The following is a 25237-nucleotide window of genomic DNA, read 5'->3' on the forward strand; positions in this document are numbered from 1 at the left end:
CGCTATCTGAGCATGCCATAAATCTGTGAACTGAGTCCATAGACGTTTCATGTGATGGGTCCTTCACGGTACTCTGGTGTGCCTGATGGTGCCGGAGTGCGAAGAGGGTGTGTCGGTGGACGCGGATGCGTACAAGCCCGGTGCGGGTGATCTGATCGACATGCGCTACGAGTTGAGCGAATCGCTGGGCAAGGGCGGGATGGCCCATGTCTGGCGGGCCCGCGAGGTGTCCGGGGGGTGTGACGTGGCCGTGAAGTTCCTGCGCCACGACACCGAGGCCCTGTACTCACTCGACCCGCACGAGCGGGTGGCTGAACTCGAGGTCAGGAACGCCCGGTTCCGGCGCGAGGCCGCCCTCCTGGGCACGCTCGATCACCCGGGCATTACGAAGCTTTACAGAAGCGGATCGCACGAGGGTGTGCCGTACATCGCCATGCGTCTGGTGACGGGGGTGAGTCTGCGAACGTTCCTCGACGAGCACAACCCCCTGCCCCTGGCCGCGGCGATCGCCGTCGCCCTGCAGGTGACGGGGGCATTGGCCTGCGCTCATACCCTCCCCGTGGTGCACCGGGATCTCAAGCCGGCGAACATCATGATCGACGATGATGGTGCGGTCGTCCTCATCGACTTCGGCATCGCCAAGCCGCTGCACGCCGACGCCACTCGGTACACCGCGCACGGTTCGACACTGGGCACCCGCGGCTACCTGGCGCCCGAACAGCTCCTGGAGCTGGAGCCCACTCCGAGTACAGACGTCTACTGCTTCGGCTGCGTCTTCTACGAACTTCTCACGGGGCGGCCCCCGTTCCCGCTGGGCGCGGACTCCGGTCTGACCGACAAGCACCTCCACGCGGAGCCGCTGCCACCGAGCGTGCACGCCGCGGGCATTCCCGAGGTGATCGACGACCTGGTGGTGCGGATGCTCGCCAAGAAGCCCGAGCAGCGCCCCGCTGTGGACGAGATCCTCGAGGTCCTCGCACCCTTCGGGCCCCGACCCGGCGACCCAGAGCCGAGGCCGCGTACCCGCCCCGACCCCACGGCCCCCTTGCGTCGCCCGCCGGACAGGGGTTCACCGCCGCGCCCCGCCCTCTCCGTCCCGCCCGACGCCTCCGCCCCGGTCGAGGGGGAGTGGCTGGACGGGCACGCGGTCGAAGGGCTCTGCACCCAGGCCGAGTCGGAGATCGCCACCGGCGAACCGGGCGACGCCGCAGCCCGCCTGCGCGGACTGACGGCGCGGGTCCGGAAGGAATGGGGAGAGCGTCGACCCTTGGTGCGCCGGGTGTGGCAGGGAGCGGCGGACGGACTGCGCCTCGCCGGTGACTTCGGCTCCGCCGCCCGCCTCTACCAGGGAATCGACGAGGACCTCATCCACGGGGAGGATCCGCTCGAGCGAGCCGAACGCGCGGTGATCCGGCTGCGCCTGGCTGAATGCCGTCTCGCCTTCGGTGAACTGGACACCGCCATCACCGCGGTCGACGCGGCGGGACGCACGGCCGCGGGACTGCCACCAGAGCTCGCGGCTCAGGTCGAAGCCGTACGAAGCGTGGTCGACACCCTGCTCTCGGCTCGGCTCGCGGACCGGGAGGCATGGCGGCGTGAGCGCCGACCGCGTGGTCACCTCGACTGAACGTCCGCAGACGGGTCATCGGCCCCACGGGCCCGGCCAAGTGAGCGCGGGCTGACGGAGTGGGGGAGCATGTTGTCCTATGCCCTGCCCGCGAGGCGTCCGGCCGCCAGTTCATCGCCGAGGTCGCGGACGAGGTCCGAACCGAGGCCGGCGGCGCGGCGCACCATCCGCTCGAAGGCAGCCAGTTCACTGAACGCCTCGCCGTAGCGACGCTGCTCGCCAAGGGGTACCTGGCGGACCTGGAGGCGGCGGATGTCGATGCGGGAGGAGCTCATCGTGTGCGTTCCGGCCTGCCGGGCGTTGGCCGGGGCGCGGAGCGAACCGGCGAGGAACCAGGCGTCGAGCTGCTCGGGATGCACCCGCACGGCGTGCAGTTGTGAGCCGAGGGCCGTCGGCGGACCCTCGTGGACCCAGGCGGAGAACGCCCGGGTCACTCCCACCACCACGATGTCCCCAGGTTCGGCGATCACGGTCTCGTGGGCCGCCACGTCGTCGGAGGCGAGCCAGCCCCTCGGTTCGGCGTCCACCAGCAGGTCGGGGATGGTGAGCAGCGGGATGTCGTCGTCAGACGATGGGCTGGCGCGGATCGACTCCTCCGGGGGATGCTGGCCGCCGCGCACGGTGAGTGCCCCGGCCCGGGCCAGCTCGGCGACCGTGGTCGCCGTCGGCGTGTCCGCCGTGGACGCTGAGAGGTCGAGCGCCGTCAGCAGCCGGGCCGACGAACCCATGCTCGCGATGAGCCCGGTGAATTCCCGCCAGGACTCGGCCAGCCGGGGCGCGACGTCCGCGGGGGACGAGGCGATGTGACGCCCCGGAGTGAGGTCGACCTCGTCGTCGAGGAGTTCGATGACGGGGACTCGCCGTACATAGGCGGGGGTCTGCGGGGAGGCGGTCTCCGAGACCGCCTCGCGTACGAAGGTGCTGATCGCCGTCCAGTCGGGGGTCCACTCCCGCTCCGCGGGCCGGGGGAAGCGGGACGCGGCGTCGACGACCAGCAGTCGGCCGCCAACCGGCGACTCCTCTCCGGGCGCGGGCGTGCGCAGCACCCACAGGTGCAAGGAGACACTGTGCGGTGCGGCGCATCCCGGCGGGAGAGCGATGACGGCCCGCAGCTGACCGGTGCGCAGCAGGGACCCGCGGATGCGCCTGCCGGCCTTCCTGGCCGCTACTGCCGGCGGCAGCAGCATCACGGCAGTACCGCCGGGACGAAGCCGGGCCAGGCAGTGTTGGACCCAGGCGAGTTCGGGCTCGGTGCGCGGGGGCAGTCCGTGACTCCAGCGGGCGTCGGTGGCCAGCTCCTCGTACCCCCAGTCCCGTTCGTTGAAGGGGGGGTTGCACAGAATGATGTCGGCGGGGAAGTCGGCAAACGGGTCTTCGCGCAGAGAGTCTGCTGCCCGCACGTCGATCTGCGTCGGCAGCTCCTCTCCTATACCTGCGGCGAGGCTCAGGCGGGCGTCCGCCAGTGCGACGAGGACCGGATCGAGGTCGCCGCCGAGCAGCGTCACCGCACTGGCGCCGGAAGCTTTCGCCGCTTGGCTGGCGGCCATGAGGAGGTGTCCCGTGCCGCAGGCCGGGTCCATGGCCGTCGCATCACTCAAACCGCCTGCCGCGCCGAGGGCGAGGTCTGCCATGAGTGCGGCCATTGGCTCCGGGGTCGTGGCGATCTGGCGCACATGGACGTCGAGCCAGCGGCGCAGCAGGAACGCGAAGGTCTCGGCGCCTCCTTCGCGCCGACCGAGGTCCACGGCTCGTGCGACCAGGGCCCTCGCCTCTTCCGAATGCAGGTCCCGGGCTTCGTAGCCTTCCGCTCTCTGCCGGCTGGATAGGAGCCGTCCTACCTCCGCGACGGCGGCCCCGGTCTCGTCGCGCCCGCCAAGCGCCTCGAAGCGGGGCCAGAGCCATTCCCGCTCAACGGACTTCTTGAGCTTTTTGTTGTCGCGGAGCCAGTGCTCGATGTCGGTCATGGAGAACTGCGGGTTGACGTCGGTGCCGGCGATCCGCTCGGGGAAGGAGGGATGCCGCCGCCGCCAGTTGCTCACGGCGGCGCGCCCCACACCCGCGAGACGGGCGATTTCCGCCAAGGTCACCGGTACGGCACGTGGCGTGGACATCTGCACTCCCATGGCATTTCTAACGGAATGAGGAAGATTCCCCCGGCTGTGGGTGCGTGATCAAGCCACCGTCCCTGCTCTCCTGCGCCGGTTAGGCTACTACGGCCATTGACTTTGTTCACAGGCCGGAATTGCGCGGTCAGCCCTGATCAGCCTCTCCGCGTCACCCCGTCGAGGAATGCACTCGGCCGCCCGCTGTACGACACGTACAGCGCCTCCCTGGCCCGGGTGCACGCCACGAACAACAGGCATCGTTCGGCGGCGAGATCCGTCGCATGCTGGAGCGGGTCGACCTCGGCCGGAGTTACCGCCGTCTGGAACGGGAACGCGGACGCCGTCACCCCGGCCACCGCCACGCAACGGAACTCCAGACCCTTCAGGCTGTGCAGGCTGGAAAGGCGCACCCCAGTTGTACCGTCCGGCTCTCCGTCCTTGACCCGTACGACGGGGAGCCCGGCCGCGGCGAGCCGCTCCCCGATCCGAGAGGTCTGTGTGTGGAACCGTGCGCAGACCGCGATCTCCGAGGGGGCGACCCCGGCCGCCACCCACTCACGCACCCGCCTGACGACGGCTTCGACCTCGGCCGGCTCCGTCCCGTGCCCCTCGCACACGGGCCGCTCCCCGTGCAGTAGGGACCGGTAGCCGGACAGTGTGTCCGGCTCGTCGCCGGTCAGATCGGTCACCGGTTCCCCGTCGAGCAGCGCCCGTGACCAGCGCAGGATCTCCTCCGTGGAGCGGTAGTTGAGGCGTAGTCGCGCCCCGCGCCCGGCGACGGAGATACTGAGCGAACGGAGAGAGACCCGGGCGTCGTAGATCCGCTGGTGCGGGTCGCCTGTGAGGAACAGGTCGTCCGGACCGTCCGAAACCACAGCCCGCAGCAGCCGCCATTGGGCGGGGTGCAGGTCCTGCGCCTCGTCCACCACCACATGGTCGTATGACGGTCCCGTGCCCGGCTTGTCGTGCAGGAGCCGGGCTGCATGCGCGCACAGCTGGAGCCAGGTGCAGGACCGGTCGCGGGCGAGCTCGTCCTCGAATCGGGTGATTGCCTCCCACACCCGCTCGCGCTGGGCCTGCCCCAGCGCGCTGCCTCGCCCGCGCCGCCGGCAGACGCTGTACTCCTCGGGGGTGCGCAGATCCTGGGCCAGCACCACATGCCGATACTCCTGGGCCAGGAAGGCGTCATTCCACGGAAGGTCGAGAATCCGGGCCAGGCGTTGCCAGCGCCGCCGCTCGTCCTTGTCTCCAAGGACGGTGCCCGGCGGACCGTTCAGTTGCTGCACGGCGCGCCGGGCGAGCGCGTCGACCGTGGTGACGGTGACCCGGTCGAGGAGCGGCTGGTCGTGGTCGAGGAGGAGAGCAAGCCCTGCGCGCAGGGAGCGGGCGAGTGCACCGGTGTACGTGGTGAGCAGGATCCGCGTGTCGGGCGCGCGGCCGAGGAGGTGCTTGACGCGGTGCAGGGCGACGACGGTCTTGCCGGTGCCGGGTCCGCCGGTGATCTGGGCGGGGCCCGCATAGCCGGGCCGGTAGGCGATGCGGCGTTGGGCGGGGTGGAGGAAGACGCGCCAGGCGTCGAAGGGTTTGGCGAGGATGTCGGCGAGTTCCTCGGCCCCGGTGACGAGGGCGATCCGGCTACGGGTACGGCTGACGGCTGCTGCCAGCTCGCCCTGTTCGGCGCAGCCTTCGATCGTGACGGCCTGCCGCACGGCGACGAGGTCGCGGTAAACGGTGTCGGCGTCGAATCCCTCGGCGAGCAGCCACAGGGCCTCGAACTGGTCCTCCGGCATCAGTGACCCGAAGGCCTCCAACTGCTGTTTGCCGGTGATGGTGCGGGCCGCGCGCAGGGTGACCTCGTCGATGCCGAGATGCCGGAGCACGGTGTCCGACCAGGCGGCGAAGAGGAGCTGGGGTGCGGCTTCGGCCTCCTGTGCGAAGAGTGGGGTGATCTGCTCCATGGCGGTGAGGTCACGCACTTCGAGGCAGCGGGTCACCGAGTTGACCGTGTAGAGCCGTCGCTTGGCCCATCCGTACGCCTTGTCGTGGGAGACGACGTGTACGAAAACGAAGAGGTCGCTGCCGTCGTCAGGGGCGAGCAGCACGATGCGCAGCCCGTCGTCGACCCGGATCGTGCGCATGCGCGGGTCGCGTGAGCTGACCACGGACTCCAGGTGCAGCCCTTTGTCGGCGTGGAGTTGGGGGACGGTCATCTGCTGGAACTTGCCCATCGCCTTGTGGACGCGAGCGCGGGCCGACTTGTCCAGCCGGTCCACGCCTTCCCAGAAGGTGTTGGTGATCGCGATCTGCGGCATGACTCTGTCTTTCCCCTGAACGACACAGCAAGCGGACGTTGACTGAGTTTACAGACATTCGCGCCTTGCTGGATAGGGCTGACTGTGAGTGGAACCTTGACAGCGACCGCAGGCGCCCCTTAATTTTTCTCCACATTGCATGAAGAGAAAAAATCTGGAGAAAAGCTTGGGAGGGCGGATGTCCACGCACACCATCACCGTCGACGCCGAGGTCTTCGAGTGCCTGCAGCGTGAGGCCCGGCCGTTGATCGATACGGCCAACAGCGTGCTGCGCCGACTCCTCGCCCTGGATTCGGCCGAAGGCCGGCCCGGTGCGCTCGCGCCGTTGCTCGACGCGGGCTTGCTGAAGCCGGGGCAGCCACTGGTCTGGCGGCGTCGCAATCTCGGGCAGGAACACCATGCGCAGGTCACGGAAGAAGGGCACCTCCGCCTGGACGACGGCCGCGTCTGTGAATCCCCGTCCGGCGCATGTGACGTGGTGGCCCAGAGCAAGTCCAATGGATGGGACGCCTGGCGCACGGAGGACGGCACGTCCCTGAGCGTGCTGCGCGGCCGGCTCTGAATAATCCAACGGGGGATTTGAACAAGTGGACTTCACTCAGCGCATGCTGGCGCAGCTCACCTTGCGCACCCAGCTGACCAATATGCCGGGCGAGCGCTTCGAGCAGCTGATTCATCATCTGCTGAGCCTGCTGCACCCGGACTTCGTGGCGGTGCGCACCCACGGCAATCTCGGTGATATGGGAGCCGACGGGCTTCTGCTGTGGGAGCGTGAGCTCTGGGCCTGCTACTCGCCGCAGACCGAGGACATGAGCAAGGTCAAAGCGAAGTTCCGATCCGATTTGGACAAAGCGCTCGAAAAGCGTCCGGGCTCGTTCGACACCTTCCGCTTCGCCATCAACGACCTCAAGGGCGTCCATCCGGAGCTGAGCGTGCTGATGGCCGAGGCACAGGAGAAGCTGCGTCCACTCCGGGTGCTCTCCTACAGCTGGCACCACCTGTGGAACGACGTCATGCGACTCGACCAGATGGCCGCCGAGGACCTGCTGGGATGCGAGCTCCCCATCCAGGCGAAGACGTACGGTCTCGGCCTCACGGACCTGGAGGCGCTGCTGGCCCGCCTGGGCGACCAGCGCCAGACGGTGGAGCCGCTCACCGCCATCCCGGACGTCAACAAGTACAAGCTCGAGTGGAATCGCCTCACGGGTGATGTCCGTGACGCACTGATCCAGGGCATCAGACACAGCCCCCTGGTCGAGGCGTACTACGCCGGCATCGCCGCACCGGACGAAGGGGACCAGGTCGCCCAGGGATTCCGGGTGTACTACGACCAGACTAGGAGTAAGACCGACAGTCAAGAGAAGCTGTGGACCGCGTTGCAGGAGTACATCCTCGGCAACGCGAATCCGAGTCTGAGCTCCATGTACTGCGCCTGGATTGTCATCGCCTACTTCTTCCAGAGGTGCGACGTCTTCGACGTGCCGCCGGATGGATGGATGCCGGACGAGGCAGTCGGGAGCGGCGCGTGATCACGCCGACGAAGGGGATCTCCCCCGATCGCTCCCTGCTGGCCGTCGGCGCGCAGATCGCGAAGGTGCTGGACATGCCGATGACCGTGACGCAGACGTGGTCGAGGTTCCGTGAGGAGCGCCGCCGTCTGGGACATCACTCTCCGGTCTCTTTCCAGTGGTTCGTCCTCGGGCTCGATGTGCTGTACGCGCTCGGTGTGATCGAGTTCCGCAACGAGCTGTTGGTCAGAAGAAACGACCTGTTGGTCGGAAGGAGGGATGATGCTGCGACGTCTGAGCGCTGACGATCCACGGTTCCGTACGGTCGAATTTCGGCCCGGCCTCAACCTCCTGGTCGCCGAAGCACACGCCGGGGCGGCCAGGACGGACAGCCGCAACGGTACGGGCAAGTCCAGCCTCGTGGAACTGCTCCACTTCACCCTGGGGGCCAGAGCGGGCAAAGGCGCCCTCCCCACCCGTCCGGAGCTCCGGAACACCCGCTTCACCCTGACGATGGACTGGCCCGGACAGGGCGATCTGTTGCGGGTGAGCCGGCGGGGAGCCCAGCCCGGGATCGTCCTGACCGATCTGCCCGGCGCCGCCGAGGACGGAGGGCTCTTCGAGGTCCGGGTCAGGCGAGAGATGCCGGTGCCGGAGTGGACCACGCGGATCGAAAGCGACCTCTTCCGACTGCCGGCCGACCATCCCGGCGTCTCGGGGCGCGCTCTCCTTTCGCTGCTCGTGCGTCGCGTCGGCTCGCATGCCTTCAACGACCCGGTGCGGACCTATCCCCAGCAGTCGGCCGCCGAGGCGGCTGCCAATCTCGCGTACCTGCTGGGCCTGGACTGGCGGCTTGCCTCCGGCTACCGGGACATCGCCGCGCGCGAGGCGACGCGCAGGCAACTGCGGTCGGCGATGAACGATCCCACCTGGAACCAGGTCGTCGGTACGACGGCCGACCTGCGCGGCAAGATCATTGTTGCGGAGGGGGATGTGGACCGGCTCAGGCGGCAGATCTCCGCGTTTCAAGTGGTGCCGGCCTACGAGGAACTCCAGCGGCGGGCGGACGAGCTGGATCAGCGGGTCCGGTCGCTACCGGAGCAGGATGTGATCGACCGCCGCAACCTGGCGGTCCTGCGCCGCGCCGTCGATGAGGCCGTCGATCCGGACACAGCATATGTGGACGCTGTGTACCGGGAGTTGGGCGTCACCCTCCCGAGTCGCGTGCACCGGAGCTTCGAGGACGTACGGGGCTTCCATGCCTCCATCGTCCGCAACCGGCGACGCTACCTCGCTGAGGAGATCACCGAGACGGAAGCTCGCCTCGCGGAACGTGAACGTGAACGTGCCCGACTGGGAGAGCAGCTCACCGCGGCGCTGACCGAGCTTCGTGATGGAGGAGCGCTCGATGGTCTGACGGCGCTCCAGCAGCTGCTCGCGCAGAAGCAGGCCGCGCTGGAGGCGCTGCGCAAACAGCACGAGACGGCACAGTTCATGGAGGCCAGCCAGCGGGAGATCACCGCGAAGCGGGTGGAGCTCCAAGAGGCGTTGGAGGTCGACCTGGAGGAGCGCGGTGAACAGACCAGGGAGGCCACCTGGCTGTTCTCCCGCTTTGCTCGCCGCCTCTACGGCCAGGACAGGGACGCCTACCTGACCATCAGGGCCGGCACGAGCAGTCTGGAAATCACGGCACATGTCGACAGCCGGGACAGTGTTGGCATCAACAAGATGGTGATCTTCTGTCTCGATCTCGCGGCCGCGGTCCTCGCCCACCGTCATGGCCGAGGGCCGGACTTCCTCGTCCACGACAGCCATCTCTTCGACGGGGTGGACGACCGACAGGTCACGGAAGCGCTGAGACTGGCGTCTGAGGTTGCCGACGAGGAGGGCCTCCAGTACGTGGTGACCTTCAACTCCGACAAGCTGGAGCGGGCGCGGCTGGGTGGCTTCGACCCGTCGCCCTATGTGATCGAGCCTCGCCTCGAAGACACCTATGAGGAAGGCGGGCTGTTCGGGTTCCACTTCTGACCGCTGTGGGGCCGGGCTGTGGTGGCTGCAGCCCACCGGCGGCGCACGGCCCACACCGTCTTTCCGCCGGGGTGGTGCGGGCGTACGCCCCAGTCGTCCGACAGGGTCTCGACGAGCAGGAGCCCGCGGCCCGACTCGCCGCCACCGTCGGGGTGTCGAGGCGTAGGAAGCCGGTCGCCGCGGGCGTCGGTGACCTCGACGCGCAGCTCGGTGGCGTCGAGCCGGAGGGTGAGGCGGGCGCCGCGGCCGCGTACCCGGCCGTGCAGGGCGGCGTTTGCGGACAGTTCGGCGACGAGGAGGGCGGCGGAAGTGGCGAGGTCGCCGTCGCGCGGGTCGTTCGGTGACAGGTGCGATGCGAGCCACCGTTCGGCGGCGTGACGTACTGCGTGGGCGCCGTGCCGGGTGGTGGGGAAGAGGGTGCTGAAGCTCACGTGGTCGGAGTTCGCGAAGGAGTCATGGGTCGCGGTCCCGGATTCCTTGTTCACCTCACCGACAGTGACGTGACGGCTCTACGGTGGGGAGTAGCCGGCGCGGTACAGCGCGTGACTGTCCGGCGGTACGGGCAGGCTGTCCGGGTGGGCGGTCGCGGCTGTACGGGTGTCCGCCCGTGACGTCGTCCGGCGACGGTCGGTGGACCGTATGCGGCGGTCCGGTCGGTGGTGGGATGAGGAACGGGGCAGGCGATGGCGGTACGAGGTGGGGCGGGCGCCGAGGACCCAGCGGGTACGGAGGAGGCCGCGGACCTGTTCCGCGCCATCGGCCGCATGATCAAGGCCGCGCGGGAACGGGCTGGGATGAGCCAGCGGGAGCTGGGCCGGAGGGTCGGGTACGGAGAGGAGCAGATCTCCTCGATCGAGCGGGGGCGGCGGACGCCGCAGCCGGACTTCCTGGTGGCGGTGGATGAGCTGCTGGGATGTGGTGGGTTGCTGGCGGTGCTTGCGGAGGACGTGGAGCGGGTGAGGACGCGGCGGCGGGTGCGGCATCCGGGGTGGTTCCAGGACTATGCGGACCTGGAGGCCAAGGCCATTGAGCTGCACTATTACGCGGCGCTCTCACTGCCGGGTTTGCTTCAGACGGAGAGGCATGCGCGTGCGGTCTTTACCAGCCGCCGTCCGTTGCTCGACGAAGCGACCATCGAGCAACGAGTGGCCTCCCGTCTGGCGCGGCAGCAGATCCTGACACACTGGCCCCCGCCGCTTGTCTCGTTCACCATCGAGGAGTCCGTCCTGCAACGGCCCACGGGATCCTCGGCGGTTCACAAGGAGCAGTTGCTTCGCCTGCTCGCGGTGGCGCCACTGCGCAATGTTGAGCTACAGGTCATGCCCACGGACCGTACGGACCACCCGAGCCTGGGTGGCCCGTTCACCCTGCTCACCCCGCCAGGGAAATCGCAGATGGCGTACGTGGAGGTCCAGAACATCAGCCGACTCGTGACGGACCCGGAGGAGGTTCGTATGCTGGCTGCGCGCTATGGCAGCATCCGCGCCCAGGCCCTCAACCCAAGCGAGTCCCTGGCCTTGATCGAGAAGTTGCTGGGAGACCAATGAGCACCGAACAGCCCATAGAGCTCAAGTGGTTCAAGAGTTCGCACAGCAGCGGAGAAGGCGGAGAATGCGTTGAGGTCGCCGCCGCCCGCGCCGCCGTCCACGTACGGGACTCCAAGGAGCGCGGTGGCCCCCAGCTCGCGTTCAAGCCCGACGATTGGGCCTGCTTCGTCGCGGACGTCGGGCGGAGTCGATCCGACTGACCGCCTCCGCCCACGACGTCCGCTCATGTGTCGTGGCGGGGCCCCTTACCTGGCGGCGGATCCAGCAACGTCTGGTATGTGCCGCCGGTCGCGCGGGCCTCTTCCATGCGGTCGTAGACGTCGAGGATGAGGTCCCGGGTGCGGTATGCGCCGTGGGTGGCCTCGTCCTCGCGCTGAACCACGGGGAAGGTTTCCATGACGTACTGAACGTCGTCGCGGCTCAGCCCATAGAGGCGGAACAGCGCGGCATCCAGCTCGGCTCGCAACAGGTCGCGACGGTCACTGCTCCATCGAAACGGTGGCCCGGAATAACCTAGGTCCTTGGCAAAGGGCGTCATGTCCCGGCTGGTCCAGGACAGTTCAGCGACCCGCTCGGTGAACCACTCGGTCCCACCGGGCACCTCGACGAAGTCCGCGAACTCGGGAACCGGTAGCTGATACAGGTACCCGTATGTTAGGTGCGTGCCTGCGATCTTCTGGCGGATCACATAGTCGAAGATGTACGACGACAGGCACGCCTGCAACAGAGCCGCCGCTTTTGCGTCCGACGGGAACATTAGCGGGTTGGTGTGGCCGACACCGTAGGGGGGCAGCACCGTGGCCATCGTTGTCCGCGTATCCGTAGACCGCGCGATGTCCCGCCACCCCAGCAGCCACCCGTTCCACCACTTCCGCTCCGCCAGCCGCGACGCCACCCCCGGCCACATGATCGGGTTCAGCTTCGCGTCCCGCTTCCCCGAGTCCACGTCGAACTCAGGCACCCAATACCGGGGCAGCGGCGCGAAGTCGGGGTCGTCGTGCTGTTCCGGCGTGACCCGGGGCAGCGTCCCCACATTTGCCTGGGCCTGCGTCTGACCCTCGTACGTGCCGAGCCGGTGGTCGAAGTGGTGGAGCATCTTCGCCTCGTAGAGCGGCAGGTAGCGCCGGTCGTCGGACGGGTGGGTGAAGATGTTCCCCTCCAGCTTCCAGCGCTCGGCCTCCAGCTCGGCCTTTCCGCGGAACAGGTGCGAGTCGTTGGACATGTGGAACATGGTCATGAAGGTCAGGCCCCACGGGTCCGTGGCACCCTTCCCTTCCGCGTCAGGCTCCCGCTTGAGGACCGGGACGTGCCGGTAGATGTTGAGGGTGATCTCCGCGTCGCGGCGGCTGCGGAACACAGGGAGCGTGCCTGTGTTGGGGTTGACGAGGAGGATCTCCTCCGGCGGCATGGCGAAGCGGCGCTCGTCGAGGTCCTCCATGTACCTGGTGCCGAAGGCGAAGGAGGCCTCGTCCACCCGCTCGCCCCGGCCGGTGACCGTCAGTAGTGAGAACCGGACTCGGTGGTCCACATCCCGGCTGAGGATGAACGCCTCGTTCTCGAAGTCCAGGAAGGACCCGAGCCGCGAGGTGCGCACCAGGTCGGAGAAGAACGGCGCGGTCGTAGCATCCGTGGCGATACCGGTCGGCAGGACGAGACCGAAGCGCCCCGTGGGGGCGATGCTGAGAGAAGCCGTCTCGGCGAAGACCGCGTACGTGTTGACGTCACCGCGCCCGGCCAGCGGGAAGCGGCCTGAGCCGCGCAACAGGTGGCTGACACCCTCGGAGACGCGGCGTGCGGCGATGAACTCGGCGTGCAGCGCCCGGTCCGACTCCTCCGCGCTGTCGGCGAGGGCTTCGATCAGGCGCTCGCGAGCCGCCTTGTTCGCAGCGGTGGCGACCTTCTCGTCGCGGGTGGCGAAGAACTCCTGCTCCTGGAGCTTGACCCGCTCCCACGGCGGGTTCCCCAGTACGCAGCTGAACCCGCCCTTCCACCCCGTCCGCTGGTCCACCCCCGGCGCCGCCGGGTCGGCCGGCACCCGGAAGACCTCGGGGAACTCCAGGTGCCAGTGGAAGAAGCGGTACTCCTCGCGCAGCCGTCGCACGGTGTGCACCGTGCCGTCGGGCAGGTTCGCATGGGTGTCGACCTGGGCGTCCGTGTCACCCTCGGCGGCATGCAGGGACAGCAGGGAGTCGGTGGTGAGGGCGGCCGGTGAGGTCCGCTCGCCCTTCTCCCATACGAAGGCCGCACACCAGGCATCAGCGAGCCTGAGGGCTTTGACGTAGTCCTTGGACGTGGTCAGTTCGCGGTACGCGCGGGCTTGATCCTGGACGTCCTCAAGCATCACCGAAGGGGCGGCCGTGATGGCCGAAGTCTTGCTGCTTATGGCCGCATTGGAGATCTCCAGTGCGGCCTGCTCGGAGAACAGGGCGTCCTGGTTGGCGCCGTGCCGAAGCGCCGTCAGCCACCGCTCCCGCTCGCTCGCGTTACGGGCCTTCAGGTTTCTGACCGCCTTGGAGTCGTCGCCCTCCAGGACCTTGAACGCCTCATCGGGCAGCCCGCGGGCGAGCAGCTTCGGCGTCGTGCCGAGGAGCCCGTTGCCGTGCTTGATGTGCGCGTCGAGGAAGGTGAGCGGGCGGCCCGGCTCCATGGCCTCGATCCACAGCGACACCTTGGCCAATTCCACGGCCATCGGGTTGAGGTCGACGCCGTACACGCACCGGGAGATGACGTCGCGCAGGGCGTGACGCACATCCTCAGCACCCGGCTCCGGATCGTCGGTGCGGATCTCCGCGAGACGGCGGGCGATACGGCGAGCCGCGGCGACCAGGAAGTGGCCGCTGCCACAGGCCGGGTCGCAGATGGTCAGGGAGAGCAGTGCCGCCTCCCGCTCCTCCTTCGTCGTTCCCGAGCGGACCGCCTTGTCGATGACGGGGTCGAGGGCGGAGTCGAGGAGGCAGTCGATCAGTGGCGAGGGGGTGTAGTAGGAGCCGGAGGTCTTGCGGTCGTTGCCGTCCAGCTTTTTCAGGACGTAGGAGCCGTCGTTGTCCTGGCGGGCTTCTAGTTCGAGCAGTGACTCGTACACCGAGCCGAGTTCGTCCGCGCCCAGGTGGCGATAGTCGACCCTGCGGGGCCTGCCGAGCTTGGTGTCGAAGATGACGGCGAGGGCCCGGACCGCCTCGTACAGGGCTTCGTTGGTGAGGGCGAGGCCCTTCAGCTGCCGGTCGACCGCGGTGGGTTCGAAGAGGCCGCCGAGTGCGGGAAGTCCCAGTTCGGGGCGGCCGCCGGGCTTGCCCAGCCCGTTGATGACCAGGGTGAGGGCTTCCCACTGGTCGCTGTGCGGGGTGCCGGTACGGCGGGCGAGCCGGCGCAGGCGGGCGGTGGAGAAGTACTTCTCGTACGTTTCGCGTGGGCCGTCGGCGGCGACCGGGTCCAGGAGCAGGCCGCGGTCCTCGGTGACGAAGAGGAAGAGCAGCCGGTAGACGAGTCGCAGGAGGGCGGGGTGGAGCTCGCGGACCGTGGTGGTGCGGGTGCGCAGGGCCTCGCGCAGGTCTCCGTTGTCGGGGTGGGCGATGAGCCCGCTGCCAATCACGGTGAGCGCCTTCTCGACGCCCTTGCGGAGCTCCTTCAGGGCGCGGGTGCCGGAGTCGATGGCCTCGGTGCGCCACTTCTCCAGCGGGCAGGACACGGCCGGTGTGCCCTCGAAGCGGGTGCGGTGCAGGAGCCGCCACAGCAGGACGAAGTCGTCGGACCGCTTCCCCTCGAAGATCGCCTGCAGGTCGAACTCGATGAACGCGGCACCGGTCAGCGACGCGGACTCCCGCAGCAGCCGCAGCTGGCGGCCGTTCGACAGGACACCCCACAGAGCCTTGTCGCCGGAGCGGTTGAGGTACTCCTGGACCATGGACTGCGGGGCCTGCGGTGCCACGTCCGGGGTCCGGCGGTCCAGGGGCACGTTCCAGCCGGTGAGGTGCACGGGCACGTGCGCCCACTGGTGACTGACCGGGAAGTTCTTCGCCTCGTCGTGAGCCGGCAGGCCAGGCTCGGGCACGGAGGGCAGGGCGCCGAACCCGAGCTCCTCGAACAGGGGCAGCAGCCAGCGCTCGGTGGTGAGTCCGATCGCGTGCACGCCGGCGTCGTCATCCGCACCGTCGCGGGCGAGGCCGTCCTGGTAGGCGGTCCAGACACCGTGCAGATAGGCCCAGGAACGCTCGGCGGCATCCCGTACCGACTCGCCCTTGGCGAAGAGCCGGTAGTCGGCGGGCTTGGCGCCCGTCTGCTCCTTGCCCTCCTTGATCCGTACGAGAAGGTCGTACGGGAGCAGACCGCCGACGGTGGCGACGGTGTCGGTGACCATGGTCCTGGCGATGCTCATGCGTCCGCTCCCAGCTGGATCGTGGCGGCCGGGCGGTAGAGGAAGACACCGAGGACGTCGGGGTCGCCCTGTGGGACGGCCCGCAGGCCGGCGAGACGGGCCCTGGCAGCGGTACGGACGCGATGGTGCGAGGCCTCCAGCTCCTTCGCGGCGGCCTTGGAGCGAGCCCGCAGCTCCTCCATCAGGCCGGTGTCGAGGGCGGCGAGGATCTCGGTGATGTGGCTGGTGGCGAACCCAGGGTCGGAGTTGCCGGTGGCGCGGGCCTCCAGAAGGGTCAGGGCCTCCTCCTCGGTGAGCCACTGAGGCGCCTCGGGCTTGCCGTGGAAGGCCACCACCCGGGCGTCCTCGGCGAGTTGTGTGCGCACTCCGCCGTCGCGGGTCGGCAGGTTCAGCTGGAAACGGTGCCGGACGAGCAGCATGGTGGTGGGGCGTCGCACGGCGCTCGTGCGGACCACCCCGCAGCGGCGGGCCGGGCGCTGCCAGTCCGGGAACTTCTCGTCCAGCGCTGTGTCGAGGACGAAGCGGGCGGTCGCGGCCACCACCGGGTCGGTACGGGTCAGCGCCACCTCGCCGCGCGGCGCGCTCGGCGCGTCGTGGAAGACGACCGGGCGCGGATGGCGGGGGCCGAGCGCGGCGGTGACGGCGTCCCGCAGGCCTTGCGGCAGGGCGTCGGTGTGTGCGGTGAAACCGCCCTGCTTGCGGTCGGCGGGCACACCGCGCAGCGCGCCGAGCGCACGGCGGGTGAACTCCATGACCTCCTCGCCGGTACCGAGCGCGGCACGGATCTGGGCGACCTCGGCGGCCACCTCTTCCTTCTTGATCGTGTTCTGGGCGTAGCGGGACCGGGACGCCTTCTCGCGTTCGGCGGAGGACTCCCAGGCGATCTCCAGCTGTTCGGCGGCAGCGTGCGCCTCCTCCCGCTCGAAGAGCCCCTCCTGCTCGAAGGAGGGGGTCTCGCCGCGGAGGATCAGCTCCTCGAATACCGCCTGCATGGCGCTCTCCGCCTGCTGTGGCACGGGGACGGAGATGCCGGTGGCGAGGCGGATGCGCTCGTGCTTGCGGAGCAGCACCTTCAGGACGATGTCGTCGACGGGGTTGTCCGCCCCGTACAGGGTGAGCGCCTTCACGATGTCGGTGCGCTGCCCGAAGCGGTCCACGCGGCCTTCGCGCTGTTCGTGGCGGGTCGGGTTCCATGCAAGGTCGTAGTGGACGACGGCGTCGAAGGACTCCTGGAGGTTGACGCCCTCCGACAGGCAGTCGGTGGCCACCAGCACACGCCGCTCGGGTGCCGGGTCGCCGTTCTCGTCGGCGGCGGTCATTTCGGCGATCCGGTGGAGCCGCATGTCGGGCGAGAGCTCACCGGTGATGGAGGCGACTGCCACCGGGTGCTCGGTCCCCTTCTTGTTGAGCACCTTCGCCAGGTGGCCAGCCACGTAGTCGGAGGTCGCGATGTAGCGGCAGAACACGATCGGCCGGTAGCCGGCGTCGAGGAGGTCGGTGACCATGGTCACCAGCTTCTTCAGCTTGCCGTCACGGGTGGGGCCCGCGAGCTTCCCTGCGGCCTCGGCCATGGCGACCAGGCGGGCCTTCTCCTCGTCGTCGAGGAGTTCGTCGCCGATCACTTGGCCGTCCGTGCGCGCGGCAGCGGGCAGCAGGCTGCCCGGGACCTCGTCGGCGGACTGCGTACTGTCGCTGTCGGCCGGGTCGGAGACCGTGGACTGCCCGGTGCGGTCGGCCTCGTCGGGGGTGTCCGCCTCCTGCACGCCCGCCCTGGTGTTCAAGGACCGCACGGCGGCGGCCGGCGACGAGGACAGGGTGCGCAGCAGGGCCAGCGTCGACCACCAGCGCTGACGCTGCTGGAGCGCGCCGTCGGCGGAGCGCACCGTCTCACGTGCATACGCCAGGACCTCGCCGAGCAGTGCGCGGTAGTCGCGGTGCAGGGTGTAGCCCACTTCGGCGGAGTCACGGGTGGAGGGGAAGTGCGCGCCGTCCTGGAAGTCCTCACGGATGTCGGCACGGCGGCGCTGCACGAAGAACTGGGCGAGCAGCTCACGCCCCGCACGGGTGTCGAAGCTGACCGTGGCGAGGCGCGGGTCCAGCAGTCCGAGCAGCCGGCGGAAGGGCTCCTCCTTGCCGCTGTGCGGGGTGGCCGTGACCAGCAGCAGGTGCCGGGCAGGGTCGTCGGCGAGCGCGCGCAACAGTCCGTACCGCTGCTGCGAGGTACGCGCCGCGACGTGGGCCGACCCGTCCGCGACACAGGTGTGCGCCTCGTCGACGATCACCAGGTCGGGGCAGTTGCGCAGAAAGTCCTCCCGGTGCCGCGGCGACTTGATGAAGTCGGTGGACACGACGTACACGCCGTCCTGGCGGAACACCGACTGCCCGTACGGGGTCTCGCGCTCCAGACGGCCGATCGTGGCCGGCAGCACGAGACGCGCGTCGATGCCGAATTTTCCGTGCAGCTCGGCCCGCCACTGTTCGGCCAGCGCCGGCGAACACAGCACCACCAGACCGCGGGCGTCGCCCTGTGCGAGCAGCTCTGCCGCGATGAGCCCCGACTCGACGGTCTTGCCGATGCCCACGTCGTCGGCGATCAACAGCCGTACGGTGTCCTGGCGCAGGGCCATCATCAGCGGCACCAGCTGGTAGGGGCGTGGATCCACTGCGATCGAGGCGAGGGACCTGAAGGGGCCGGCCCCCGCCCGGAACCCGATGCGCAGGGCGGTGCGCAGCAGACCGGCTGTGTGCTGGTCGCCCAGGTCGGAGGGCGTGGGCGGGGCGAACGTGGCGGGCACCACGGTCTCCAGACCGGGCAGCACCCCCGCGATGTCGACATCGGCCCCACCGAGCGGGCGCAGCACCAGCAGCTCCTCGGTGGAGTCGGGCAGTACCACCCACTCACGGCCCCGGACGTGGACGAGGGAGCCGACGGCGTACTTCGGGGCCGGCGGGACGGCGGTGGTCATACGGGCCTTCCGAGTGGATGCACGGGGGATGGCTGAGTTGTGCGGGCGGTCTGTGTGGGCTGTACGAGGGAGGGAATGGGTGGCCGGCGGGACGCGATCCCGCCGGCCACCCATTCGAGGGCGGACCCCACCCCTAGGTCAGCGGCGTGGTTCGCCGAACACCTGAGGGTACTCGGCGACCTTCTTCGACCAGTCGTCGTCGTAGCGGACCCGGATCACTTCCCAGCCGAAGTCCTTCAGCCGCTCCTCCGCCTCCTCGTCGCGCAGCGTGATGTCGGAGTGGTCGTGGTGCGGGCCGTCGACGAAGACCGCGATCGGGCCGAAGCCGGTCTCGTACACGAAGTCCGGCTTGGACAAGGCCTCGCGTACCTTGATCTGCTGGTGGTCTGGGAGCCGGTGCCCATGCGACTTCAGGTATTCGATGAAGCGCTCCTCCAGCCGCGAGTCGGCCCCCTGCCTGAGCGAGTCCGCGTGCTCATCCCGCGATCGGCCCGGGATGCTGGCACCTACGCTGCCCCCAGCGAAGGACTGCAGCAGTTCGCTCACGAGGTGGCGGTCGATGGCGCGGTGGTGACGCTGGTTGCCGAAGGAGAGCAGGCAGTCGTAGCAGCCCCTCGCGCACGGGTCGCCGTTGCTCTTCTCATCGCCGCGGTCGCGGCCCAGCTGGTCGAAATGGGCGATCTCCAGGGCCTTTCGGGCGGCCCGGGCCAGCGCGTCCGACTCGGACTGCAGGCGCCGGAGCACCCCCGCACCGCCCTCAGCGCTCTCGATGAACAGCAGTCGCTCACGAGGTCCCTCGAACGGGGGGAGTTCTTCAGTGTCGAGTTCGGAGTCCTCCAACTGGAACTCCGCCTCGATACCCCGCTCCAAGGCGTACTGGAGGGTGATGGCGGTGTCCCGGTCGACCGGCTCGGCCAGCTTGACGACGAGGATGTTCCGGGTGTCCTGCACGTACGGGATCACGGGCATCTTGCGGTTCGCCTGGTCGGCGTCCGCGAGGCCCTCCTGCTCTTGGAGCGGCTCCCGGCCCCCCTGCTTGGCGGTGCTGCCCGCAAGCCACTCCCCGGTCACGGGATCCATCCAGAAGCCGATCTCGCCCTTGCTGACGGCCCGGCGGTAGCCGAGATTGGTGAGCCGGACGGTGGCGCTGTCACCGTAGGCCAGCTCCGCGAGGGCCTGTCCGGACGCGGCCTGCGCGGTGGCCCGCAGTGAACCGTCCCGCCCGTCCTCATGCTTCTTGAACCGGTAGGACATCTCCACCTTGTATCCGGTGCGCTGGCGCTCCTCTTCGTCGGAGGAGATCCGGTCGCGGCGGTGCGTGATGACGGTGTGCAGGTGCAGCAGGCCGGTGCGCGCGTCGCCGAGGTTGCCCTCGCAGCCCTCGCAGGTGTCTTCCCGCAGCTCCTCCGGGGACAGATAGCCGCAGTGCCCGCAGACCTTCGCGCTTTCGGTGGTCAGCTCGCCGGCGGTGTCCGGGGGCAGCTGCACCCGGTCCACCTTGTAGCGGCTGCCCTCGTGGTAGATCAGTGCGCCGGGCCCGAATTCGCGGATCGCGATGAACCGGGACCGCTGCAGATAGTCGCCGTCGTAGCCGCCGCGGCTGGTGTTGCCCGTGCCCGGGATGTAGGCGGCGAGCGGCAGCCGGGGGAACGAGTAGCCCGGCAGGAAACCCTCGGAGGCGAAGTAGCGGTAGGGGAAGAAGTCGGACATCACGGTCCGCTCGCCGCCCTGGTGATTGCTGAGCAGCTGGAGTTGGTTCTCGGCCTGGGCGCGGCGGCGCTTGGCCTGGTCCTTGGAGCGACCGGTGGCGGTGCGGTTGAGGATGTTGTCGTGCTGGATCTCCCGCTCTTGAAGAGCGCGCCTGAACAGATTCGTCCAGCGCAGGCAGGCTTTGCGGAAACTGCCCGGCGCGGCCTTGATGGTCTGCTCCAGCCACTGCTCGTGCCACCAGGAGGTCGTACGGAGCTGGCCCTCTTCGTCGTTCGTGAGGCGCTGCAGGACGGTGCGGGCCCGCCGCAAGGCACGTCGCTGCGCGCCCTCGTCGTCGATGGCGCTGGCCACCGACGGCATCACCGTGAGCGGGGGATTCTTGCCGTCGGAGTCGAGCAGCCGGGTCATGCTGCTGCCGAGGTCGAGCCTGGTCTCGGCGAGCCAGATCGCGTGCATGTGGGAGGCGAGCAGATCCTCGTTGCCCAGGTCGAGCCGTGGCGGGGCGACGGCGCCGGCCACCATCTGCTCGCGCCGGGTGAAGTAGTACTGGTCGTGGTTGTTGCCGGTGGCGCAGTACGTGGTGACGAGCGCGGGCTGCCCGCTGCGGCCCGCGCGGCCCGAACGCTGCGCGTAGTTGGCAGGCGTCGGCGGGACGTTGCGCAGGTTGACCGCGTTGAGGCTGGCGATGTCGACACCGAGCTCCATCGTCGGCGAGCAGTACAGGAGCGGCAGCCTGGTGCCCTCGCTGAACAGGTCCTCGCGCTTCTGACGGACTTCGGGATGGACCTGAGCCGTGTGCTCGGCAGCGTGCAGACCGGCGAAGGTGACCGCGATGTCCTTGTAGAGACGCTTGAAGAAGGCGTTCACGCGGGGCCCACGCTCGTCACGGTAGGTGCGGCGCAGCCGGTCCACCGCGCCGTGGTCCTCATCCCGGGCATGCCAGCGGATCACCGTGTGGTTGATCTGGTAGCCGGGCTCCTCGTTCCGCCCCTGGGAGACCTCCGTAAGGACGCCACCATCGGCCAGGACAGAGAGCAGGTCGCGGATGACGTCCTGTGCCTCGTCCAGTGTGAGAACGTGCCCCCAGCCGGGGAAGGTGGTGGGCTTGCGGACATGTCGGCCGAAGGCGCCGCGGCCGGTGAGGTTCAGTTCGCTGCGGCCCCGGCCGGTGCGGCCGGGGCGTCCGGGCCGGGCGAAGGCAATGCCAGCTGCCGGTGGCGCTGCCTCCGTTTCGGCGATCCCCCACGCGTCGTTGAGTCTGGCCGAGTCCTTGCGCAGTTCGGCGAACTTGGCTTCGGTGAAATAGGGGGTGTCCACGGCGCGCCTGCGGCGCAGCTCTTCCATGAGGACCATGGACAGCTGTCGGCGAACCTCAGGTGTGGCAGTGCGCAACGGGCCTGCGGCCTTCTCCCATCGCTCCTCGGCGCCGGCGATGGCTTCCAGGCCCCCGTACTCCAGGCCGAGCAGCCCGGTCTGCTCCAGGTTGGGCATGGTGACGCGCCAGCCGCGCTCCAGATCCAGGAAGAGGCGGTACTCGGCGATCGAGGCCAGTGCTTCGAGCGTGCCCTCGGCCAGCTCCTCGATCTCGGTGGGCTTGGCCGCGTACTCGTGCGGGGAGAGCCCCATCGCCGTCACCACCTCTTCGCCGAGCCGCTTCCAGCGCAGCCCCTTGTCGCCTGCCGCGACCATCGCCCGGTAGAGGGCGCCGCGCAGCTGGCTCACCATGACGAAGTCGTTGAAGTGGCCCGACTGGAGGCTCGCGTCCTGGCGGTTGTCGACGAAGGTGAGCAGCTTGCGTGCGTCCTTCTTCAGTTCTGAGGCCGGAACGCTCTTCAGGTGACGCACGATCGAGGCGCTGATGACCGAGGTGGCGGTCGAGCGGCCCTCCTGGTCGAGGGTCATCAGCTTGGCGAAGTCCCGTTCCTTGACCTGCTCGTAGCTGGTGCCGCACTCCAGGCAGAAGAGGAACGGGGCCGGCAGATAGGCTGCGTACAGCCCGCCGTTCGCCTTGCCCCCACCGGTCCCGTCCGGGCGTACCCACACCGGCTGCGGCGCCCGCTTGCGGCGGCTGGCGGTGAGGACCGGAGCGCCCTTGCGCTCGTCGAAGGTGAGCCAGCTGTCGGGGAAACGCCGCTGCTCGATGGCGTCCCCGACCTGCTCCGGCCACGGGTTGTTGGCCGATACGTACAGATACCCCTGCTCGTCGTCCTCGTCCTCCCGGGTACGGAAGGACAGGCTGCCGTCGTCCCGCTGCTCGCGGGCCACCGTCAGGTACTCCTGCCCGCACTCGCGGCAGAAGGAGAGCGGAAGCAGCAGTTTCTCGGGGGCGTTCGGGACGCGCTGCTGATAGGTACGCGTGATGTGACGGTCGTTCTCCTGCTCCAGGGAGACGTAGACGGAGCCACCCTTGGACAGGAACTGGTGCAGCCGGAAGGCGAACAGTGGACGGTTGTCCTCGGGGCTGCGGACGCGCCCTGCCTGGAGGGTGGCACGGATGGCCTCCGCGCAGGCCGTGTGCCATTGATCCTCGGGATCGTCGTCCTCGATGTGGAACGCTTCGGAGCGCAGGCGCCGGGCGGCGCCCTCAATGGTGACCGGATCGGCGCGCACCAGGAGCGTGCTGCCGTCCTCGTCCTCGGTCTCGACCAGGCCGAAGGTGCGCTCGATCCACCGGGCCAACGGGTCGGCGGCCAGCTGGGCGTACTCTGCCGGCGGGTCGTTCTCTCTTACGCATGCTGCGAGTTCGGCGGCGTTGGGTTCGGCATCGCCTGTTGCCCGTACCAAGGTCTCGCCGACGACTCGCGTCGGGGAGATCACCGTGTCGAAGAGCGTAGAGGCGACTCGGGCAACCTCGCGGCGGCGCGAGGCGGGAGTGCCGCCGGTGGCCATCGTCGCGGAGGTGCCCACGCACTGCAGATCGGGTGACTCGCAGGCCTCGCGCACCCGCCGCACCAACATGGCGACATCGGCGCCCTGGCGGCCTCGGTAGGTGTGCAACTCGTCGAGGACGAGGAAGCGCAGGCCCTTGGCCGCCCCGATGAGCTCTTTGCGCTCTTCGGGCCGGGTGAGCATCAGCTCCAGCATCACGTAGTTGGTGAGCAGGATGTCGGGCGGCGACTTGCGGATGGCGTCCTTCTCGGCCTGCAGCTCCTGGCCGGTGTACCGGGCATAGGTGACCGGCTCGTTCCCCTTGCCGTATCCGGCGGTGAGGAACTTCCTCAACTCGCGCTCCTGGCTGTTGGCGAGGGCGTTCATGGGGTAGACGATGATCGCCTTGATGCCGGGCGCGGCGCCGGCTTCCTTCTCACGCAGCACCCGGTCGACGATGGGCACGATGTAGCCAAGGCTCTTTCCGGAGCCGGTGCCGGTGGTCAATACGAACGAGGACCTCGAGGCGGCCGCCTCGATCGCTGCCCGCTGATGCGCGTGGAATCGGATGGGGCGGACGGTCTCGTCCCGCTCCTCCTTGCCCGTCCGGAAGATGTTCGCGCACTCGGGGTGCAGCAGCCCGGATGGGCTTGCGAGATCCTCCACCGACCCGCCGGGCGCGAAGCTCGGGTTGAGAGAGAGGTAGGGGGCGGGCCACTGGTCTCCGTCGGCGAACGACTTCGACACCTTCTCGTCGATCCGAGGGTCGTCGATCACCACCGACCCGGACGTGTACTCCTTGTAGTCCCGGATGAGCTGCCGGTGTACCTCGAAGACGTCCACGTGTTCCCCACTCGTTCCAGAAGCGGCCTGGGAGCAACGGTAGCCACTCGCTGTCCACAGCGCGCCGTACCCCCTCGATCGTACGTTGCACATCACAGCATGTAAGTGTGAACTCAGTCAATGAAGATTCGGATTGGTGGGTGGGGCATGCTTGCGCTGTGTTCATGCCAGACTCTCCCCGATGTGTCCGCCCGCGGCTGCATCGGGCCACGGACCAGACAGACCCGGACGGAGTCGCCCCGTACATGGACATCGCATCTGTGATCGCCAAGCGCTACCGGATCAAGCAGGAGATCGGGTCCGGGGGGATGGGTGTCGTCTGGCTCGCCCACGACGAACATCTGGGGCGCGACGTCGCACTCAAGAAGATGAACGTGCCACCCGGCCTGACCGAGGGGGAGCGGGCCCGGGACGCCGAACGGTTTCAGCGAGAAGCCCGGGCCGCCGCTCGCCTCGACCACATCGGCATCGCGACTGTCTACGACCTCGGCGAGGAAGAGGGAACCCGATTCCTGGTCATGCAGTATGTGACCGGCATCAACCTTGAGGACAGGATCGCCGAAGAGGAACGACTGAGCCTCCAGGAGACCGCTTCGGTCGGGGTCCAGATCGCGTCCGTACTGGGCTCCGTGCACGCCCGCGACATCGTCCACCGCGACCTCAAGAGCCGCAACGTCGTCATCCGTACCGACGGAGTGGTCAAGGTCTTGGACTTCGGCGTCGCGGCCTTCCTCGAACCCGGCACCGCCAAGCTCACCACTACGGGTCAGCGGCCCGGCAGCCTGGAGTGCATGGCCCCCGAGCAGGTGTTGGGCAAGCCGGTCGACCATCGAACCGACCTGTACGCACTCGGCTGTCTGCTCCACAAAATGCTCACCGGGGAACCCGTCTTCGAGCACCGTTCGGAGCTCATGCTCCCCGGCCTCATCTGCGACCAGTCACCCACCCCCCTGCGTGACCTGCGCGCCGAGACCCCGAGCGACCTCGAAGCCCTCGTGCTCCAGCTCCTCGCCAAGGACCCGCGCGATCGCCCTGCCCACGCGGGAGAGGTCTGGCAGAGGCTCGCCCCCTGGCTCCCCGAGCGCGGCGACCCGGCGGCGGCGCTCAGCCCTTGGGCCGAGGTTGATCCCCTGCGTCCCTTCCGGCATCCGATGGGTCCGGACGCACGGCCGGTCCGTGCGTGGGCGAGCGCGCGGCGGTCAGGCCGCTCTAGCTGACACACCCACCCGCCTTGGCCGGCAGGCAGCATGAGAAGGGCTGCACGTGGGCCCGTCGCCACCGGTTTGACTCTGTGGCGGCCGTTCAGGGTGGTCTCGTCCGACTCGTCGGCCATGTGCGCCAGATGAGCCCG

Annotated in this window: 14 protein-coding genes; 8 read left to right on the top strand and 6 right to left on the bottom strand. The window is 68.9% G+C overall.

The window, feature by feature from the left end:
• Window positions 1-115: 115 nt before the first annotated feature.
• Entirely contained in the window at window positions 116-1627 is a 1512-nt protein-coding gene (locus ACFVS6_RS06960) for a protein kinase (protein ID WP_389701351.1), read from the top strand.
• Window positions 1628-1704: 77 nt separating this feature from the next.
• Here ACFVS6_RS06960 and ACFVS6_RS06965 read toward each other — a convergent pair whose 3' ends face one another.
• Both ACFVS6_RS06965 and ACFVS6_RS06970 read right to left on the bottom strand, forming a co-directional pair.
• Window positions 1705-3738 (bottom strand): N-6 DNA methylase, encoded by a 2034-nt coding sequence (locus ACFVS6_RS06965; RefSeq protein ID WP_389701353.1) that lies wholly within the window; start codon window positions 3736-3738, stop codon window positions 1705-1707.
• A gap of 149 nt (window positions 3739-3887) precedes the next feature.
• The gene (locus ACFVS6_RS06970) at window positions 3888-6044 is read right to left on the bottom strand and encodes a UvrD-helicase domain-containing protein (RefSeq protein ID WP_389701355.1); all 2157 of its coding nucleotides are present in this window, start codon (window positions 6042-6044) and stop codon (window positions 3888-3890) included.
• A 178-nt stretch (window positions 6045-6222) separates the two neighbouring features.
• Here ACFVS6_RS06970 and ACFVS6_RS06975 point away from each other — a divergent pair, with 178 nt between their 5' ends.
• The 4 genes from ACFVS6_RS06975 to ACFVS6_RS06990 are packed head-to-tail and all read left to right on the top strand — an operon-like array spanning window position 6223 to window position 9580.
• Window positions 6223-6606, top strand: coding sequence for a DUF4357 domain-containing protein (locus tag ACFVS6_RS06975; protein WP_389701357.1), 384 nt, complete (start codon window positions 6223-6225; stop codon window positions 6604-6606).
• Window positions 6607-6649: 43 nt separating this feature from the next.
• Complete coding sequence (locus tag ACFVS6_RS06980; protein ID WP_389701358.1) at window positions 6650-7573, top strand: ABC-three component system protein; 924 nt, start codon at window positions 6650-6652, stop codon at window positions 7571-7573.
• Window positions 7570-7857: an ABC-three component system middle component 6 gene (locus ACFVS6_RS06985; protein ID WP_389701360.1), complete on the top strand. Its 288-nt coding sequence runs from the start codon at window positions 7570-7572 to the stop codon at window positions 7855-7857. The genes ACFVS6_RS06980 and ACFVS6_RS06985 overlap by 4 nt, the downstream gene beginning before the upstream one ends.
• Window positions 7835-9580 (top strand): ABC-three component system protein, encoded by a 1746-nt coding sequence (locus tag ACFVS6_RS06990; RefSeq protein WP_389701362.1) that lies wholly within the window; start codon window positions 7835-7837, stop codon window positions 9578-9580. Before ACFVS6_RS06985 ends, ACFVS6_RS06990 begins: the two co-directional genes overlap by 23 nt.
• On the opposite strand, the gene ACFVS6_RS06995 is transcribed toward ACFVS6_RS06990, so the two are convergent.
• Window positions 9544-10065, bottom strand: coding sequence for an ATP-binding protein (locus ACFVS6_RS06995; RefSeq protein ID WP_389701364.1), 522 nt, complete (start codon window positions 10063-10065; stop codon window positions 9544-9546). The two genes, ACFVS6_RS06990 and ACFVS6_RS06995, sit on opposite strands and share 37 nt — an antisense overlap.
• Before the next feature lie 198 nt (window positions 10066-10263).
• Between ACFVS6_RS06995 and ACFVS6_RS07000 the strand changes: the two genes are divergently transcribed.
• Both ACFVS6_RS07000 and ACFVS6_RS07005 read left to right on the top strand, forming a co-directional pair.
• Window positions 10264-11127 (top strand): helix-turn-helix domain-containing protein, encoded by an 864-nt coding sequence (locus ACFVS6_RS07000; RefSeq protein WP_389701366.1) that lies wholly within the window; start codon window positions 10264-10266, stop codon window positions 11125-11127.
• A complete protein-coding gene (locus ACFVS6_RS07005; RefSeq protein ID WP_389701367.1) occupies window positions 11124-11327 on the top strand; it encodes a DUF397 domain-containing protein in 204 nt (67 codons plus the stop codon). Before ACFVS6_RS07000 ends, ACFVS6_RS07005 begins: the two co-directional genes overlap by 4 nt.
• Before the next feature lie 23 nt (window positions 11328-11350).
• Here the strand turns inward: ACFVS6_RS07005 and ACFVS6_RS07010 are convergent, their stop codons facing one another.
• From ACFVS6_RS07010 to ACFVS6_RS07020, 3 genes are all read right to left on the bottom strand, one after another.
• Window positions 11351-15499: an Eco57I restriction-modification methylase domain-containing protein gene (locus ACFVS6_RS07010; protein WP_389701368.1), complete on the bottom strand. Its 4149-nt coding sequence runs from the start codon at window positions 15497-15499 to the stop codon at window positions 11351-11353.
• The gene (locus tag ACFVS6_RS07015; RefSeq protein WP_389701370.1) at window positions 15496-18465 is read right to left on the bottom strand and encodes a helicase-related protein; all 2970 of its coding nucleotides are present in this window, start codon (window positions 18463-18465) and stop codon (window positions 15496-15498) included. Before ACFVS6_RS07015 ends, ACFVS6_RS07010 begins: the two co-directional genes overlap by 4 nt.
• A gap of 138 nt (window positions 18466-18603) precedes the next feature.
• A complete protein-coding gene (locus ACFVS6_RS07020; protein ID WP_389701372.1) occupies window positions 18604-23886 on the bottom strand; it encodes a DEAD/DEAH box helicase in 5283 nt (1760 codons plus the stop codon).
• A 245-nt stretch (window positions 23887-24131) separates the two neighbouring features.
• On the opposite strand from ACFVS6_RS07020, the gene ACFVS6_RS07025 reads away from it, so the two are divergent.
• Entirely contained in the window at window positions 24132-25103 is a 972-nt protein-coding gene (locus tag ACFVS6_RS07025; RefSeq protein WP_389701373.1) for a serine/threonine-protein kinase, read from the top strand.
• Window positions 25104-25237: the final 134 nt, after the last annotated feature.

The organism is Streptomyces sp. NPDC057939 (assembly GCF_042887545.1).
Taxonomy (GTDB): Bacteria; Actinomycetota; Actinomycetes; order Streptomycetales; family Streptomycetaceae; genus Streptomyces.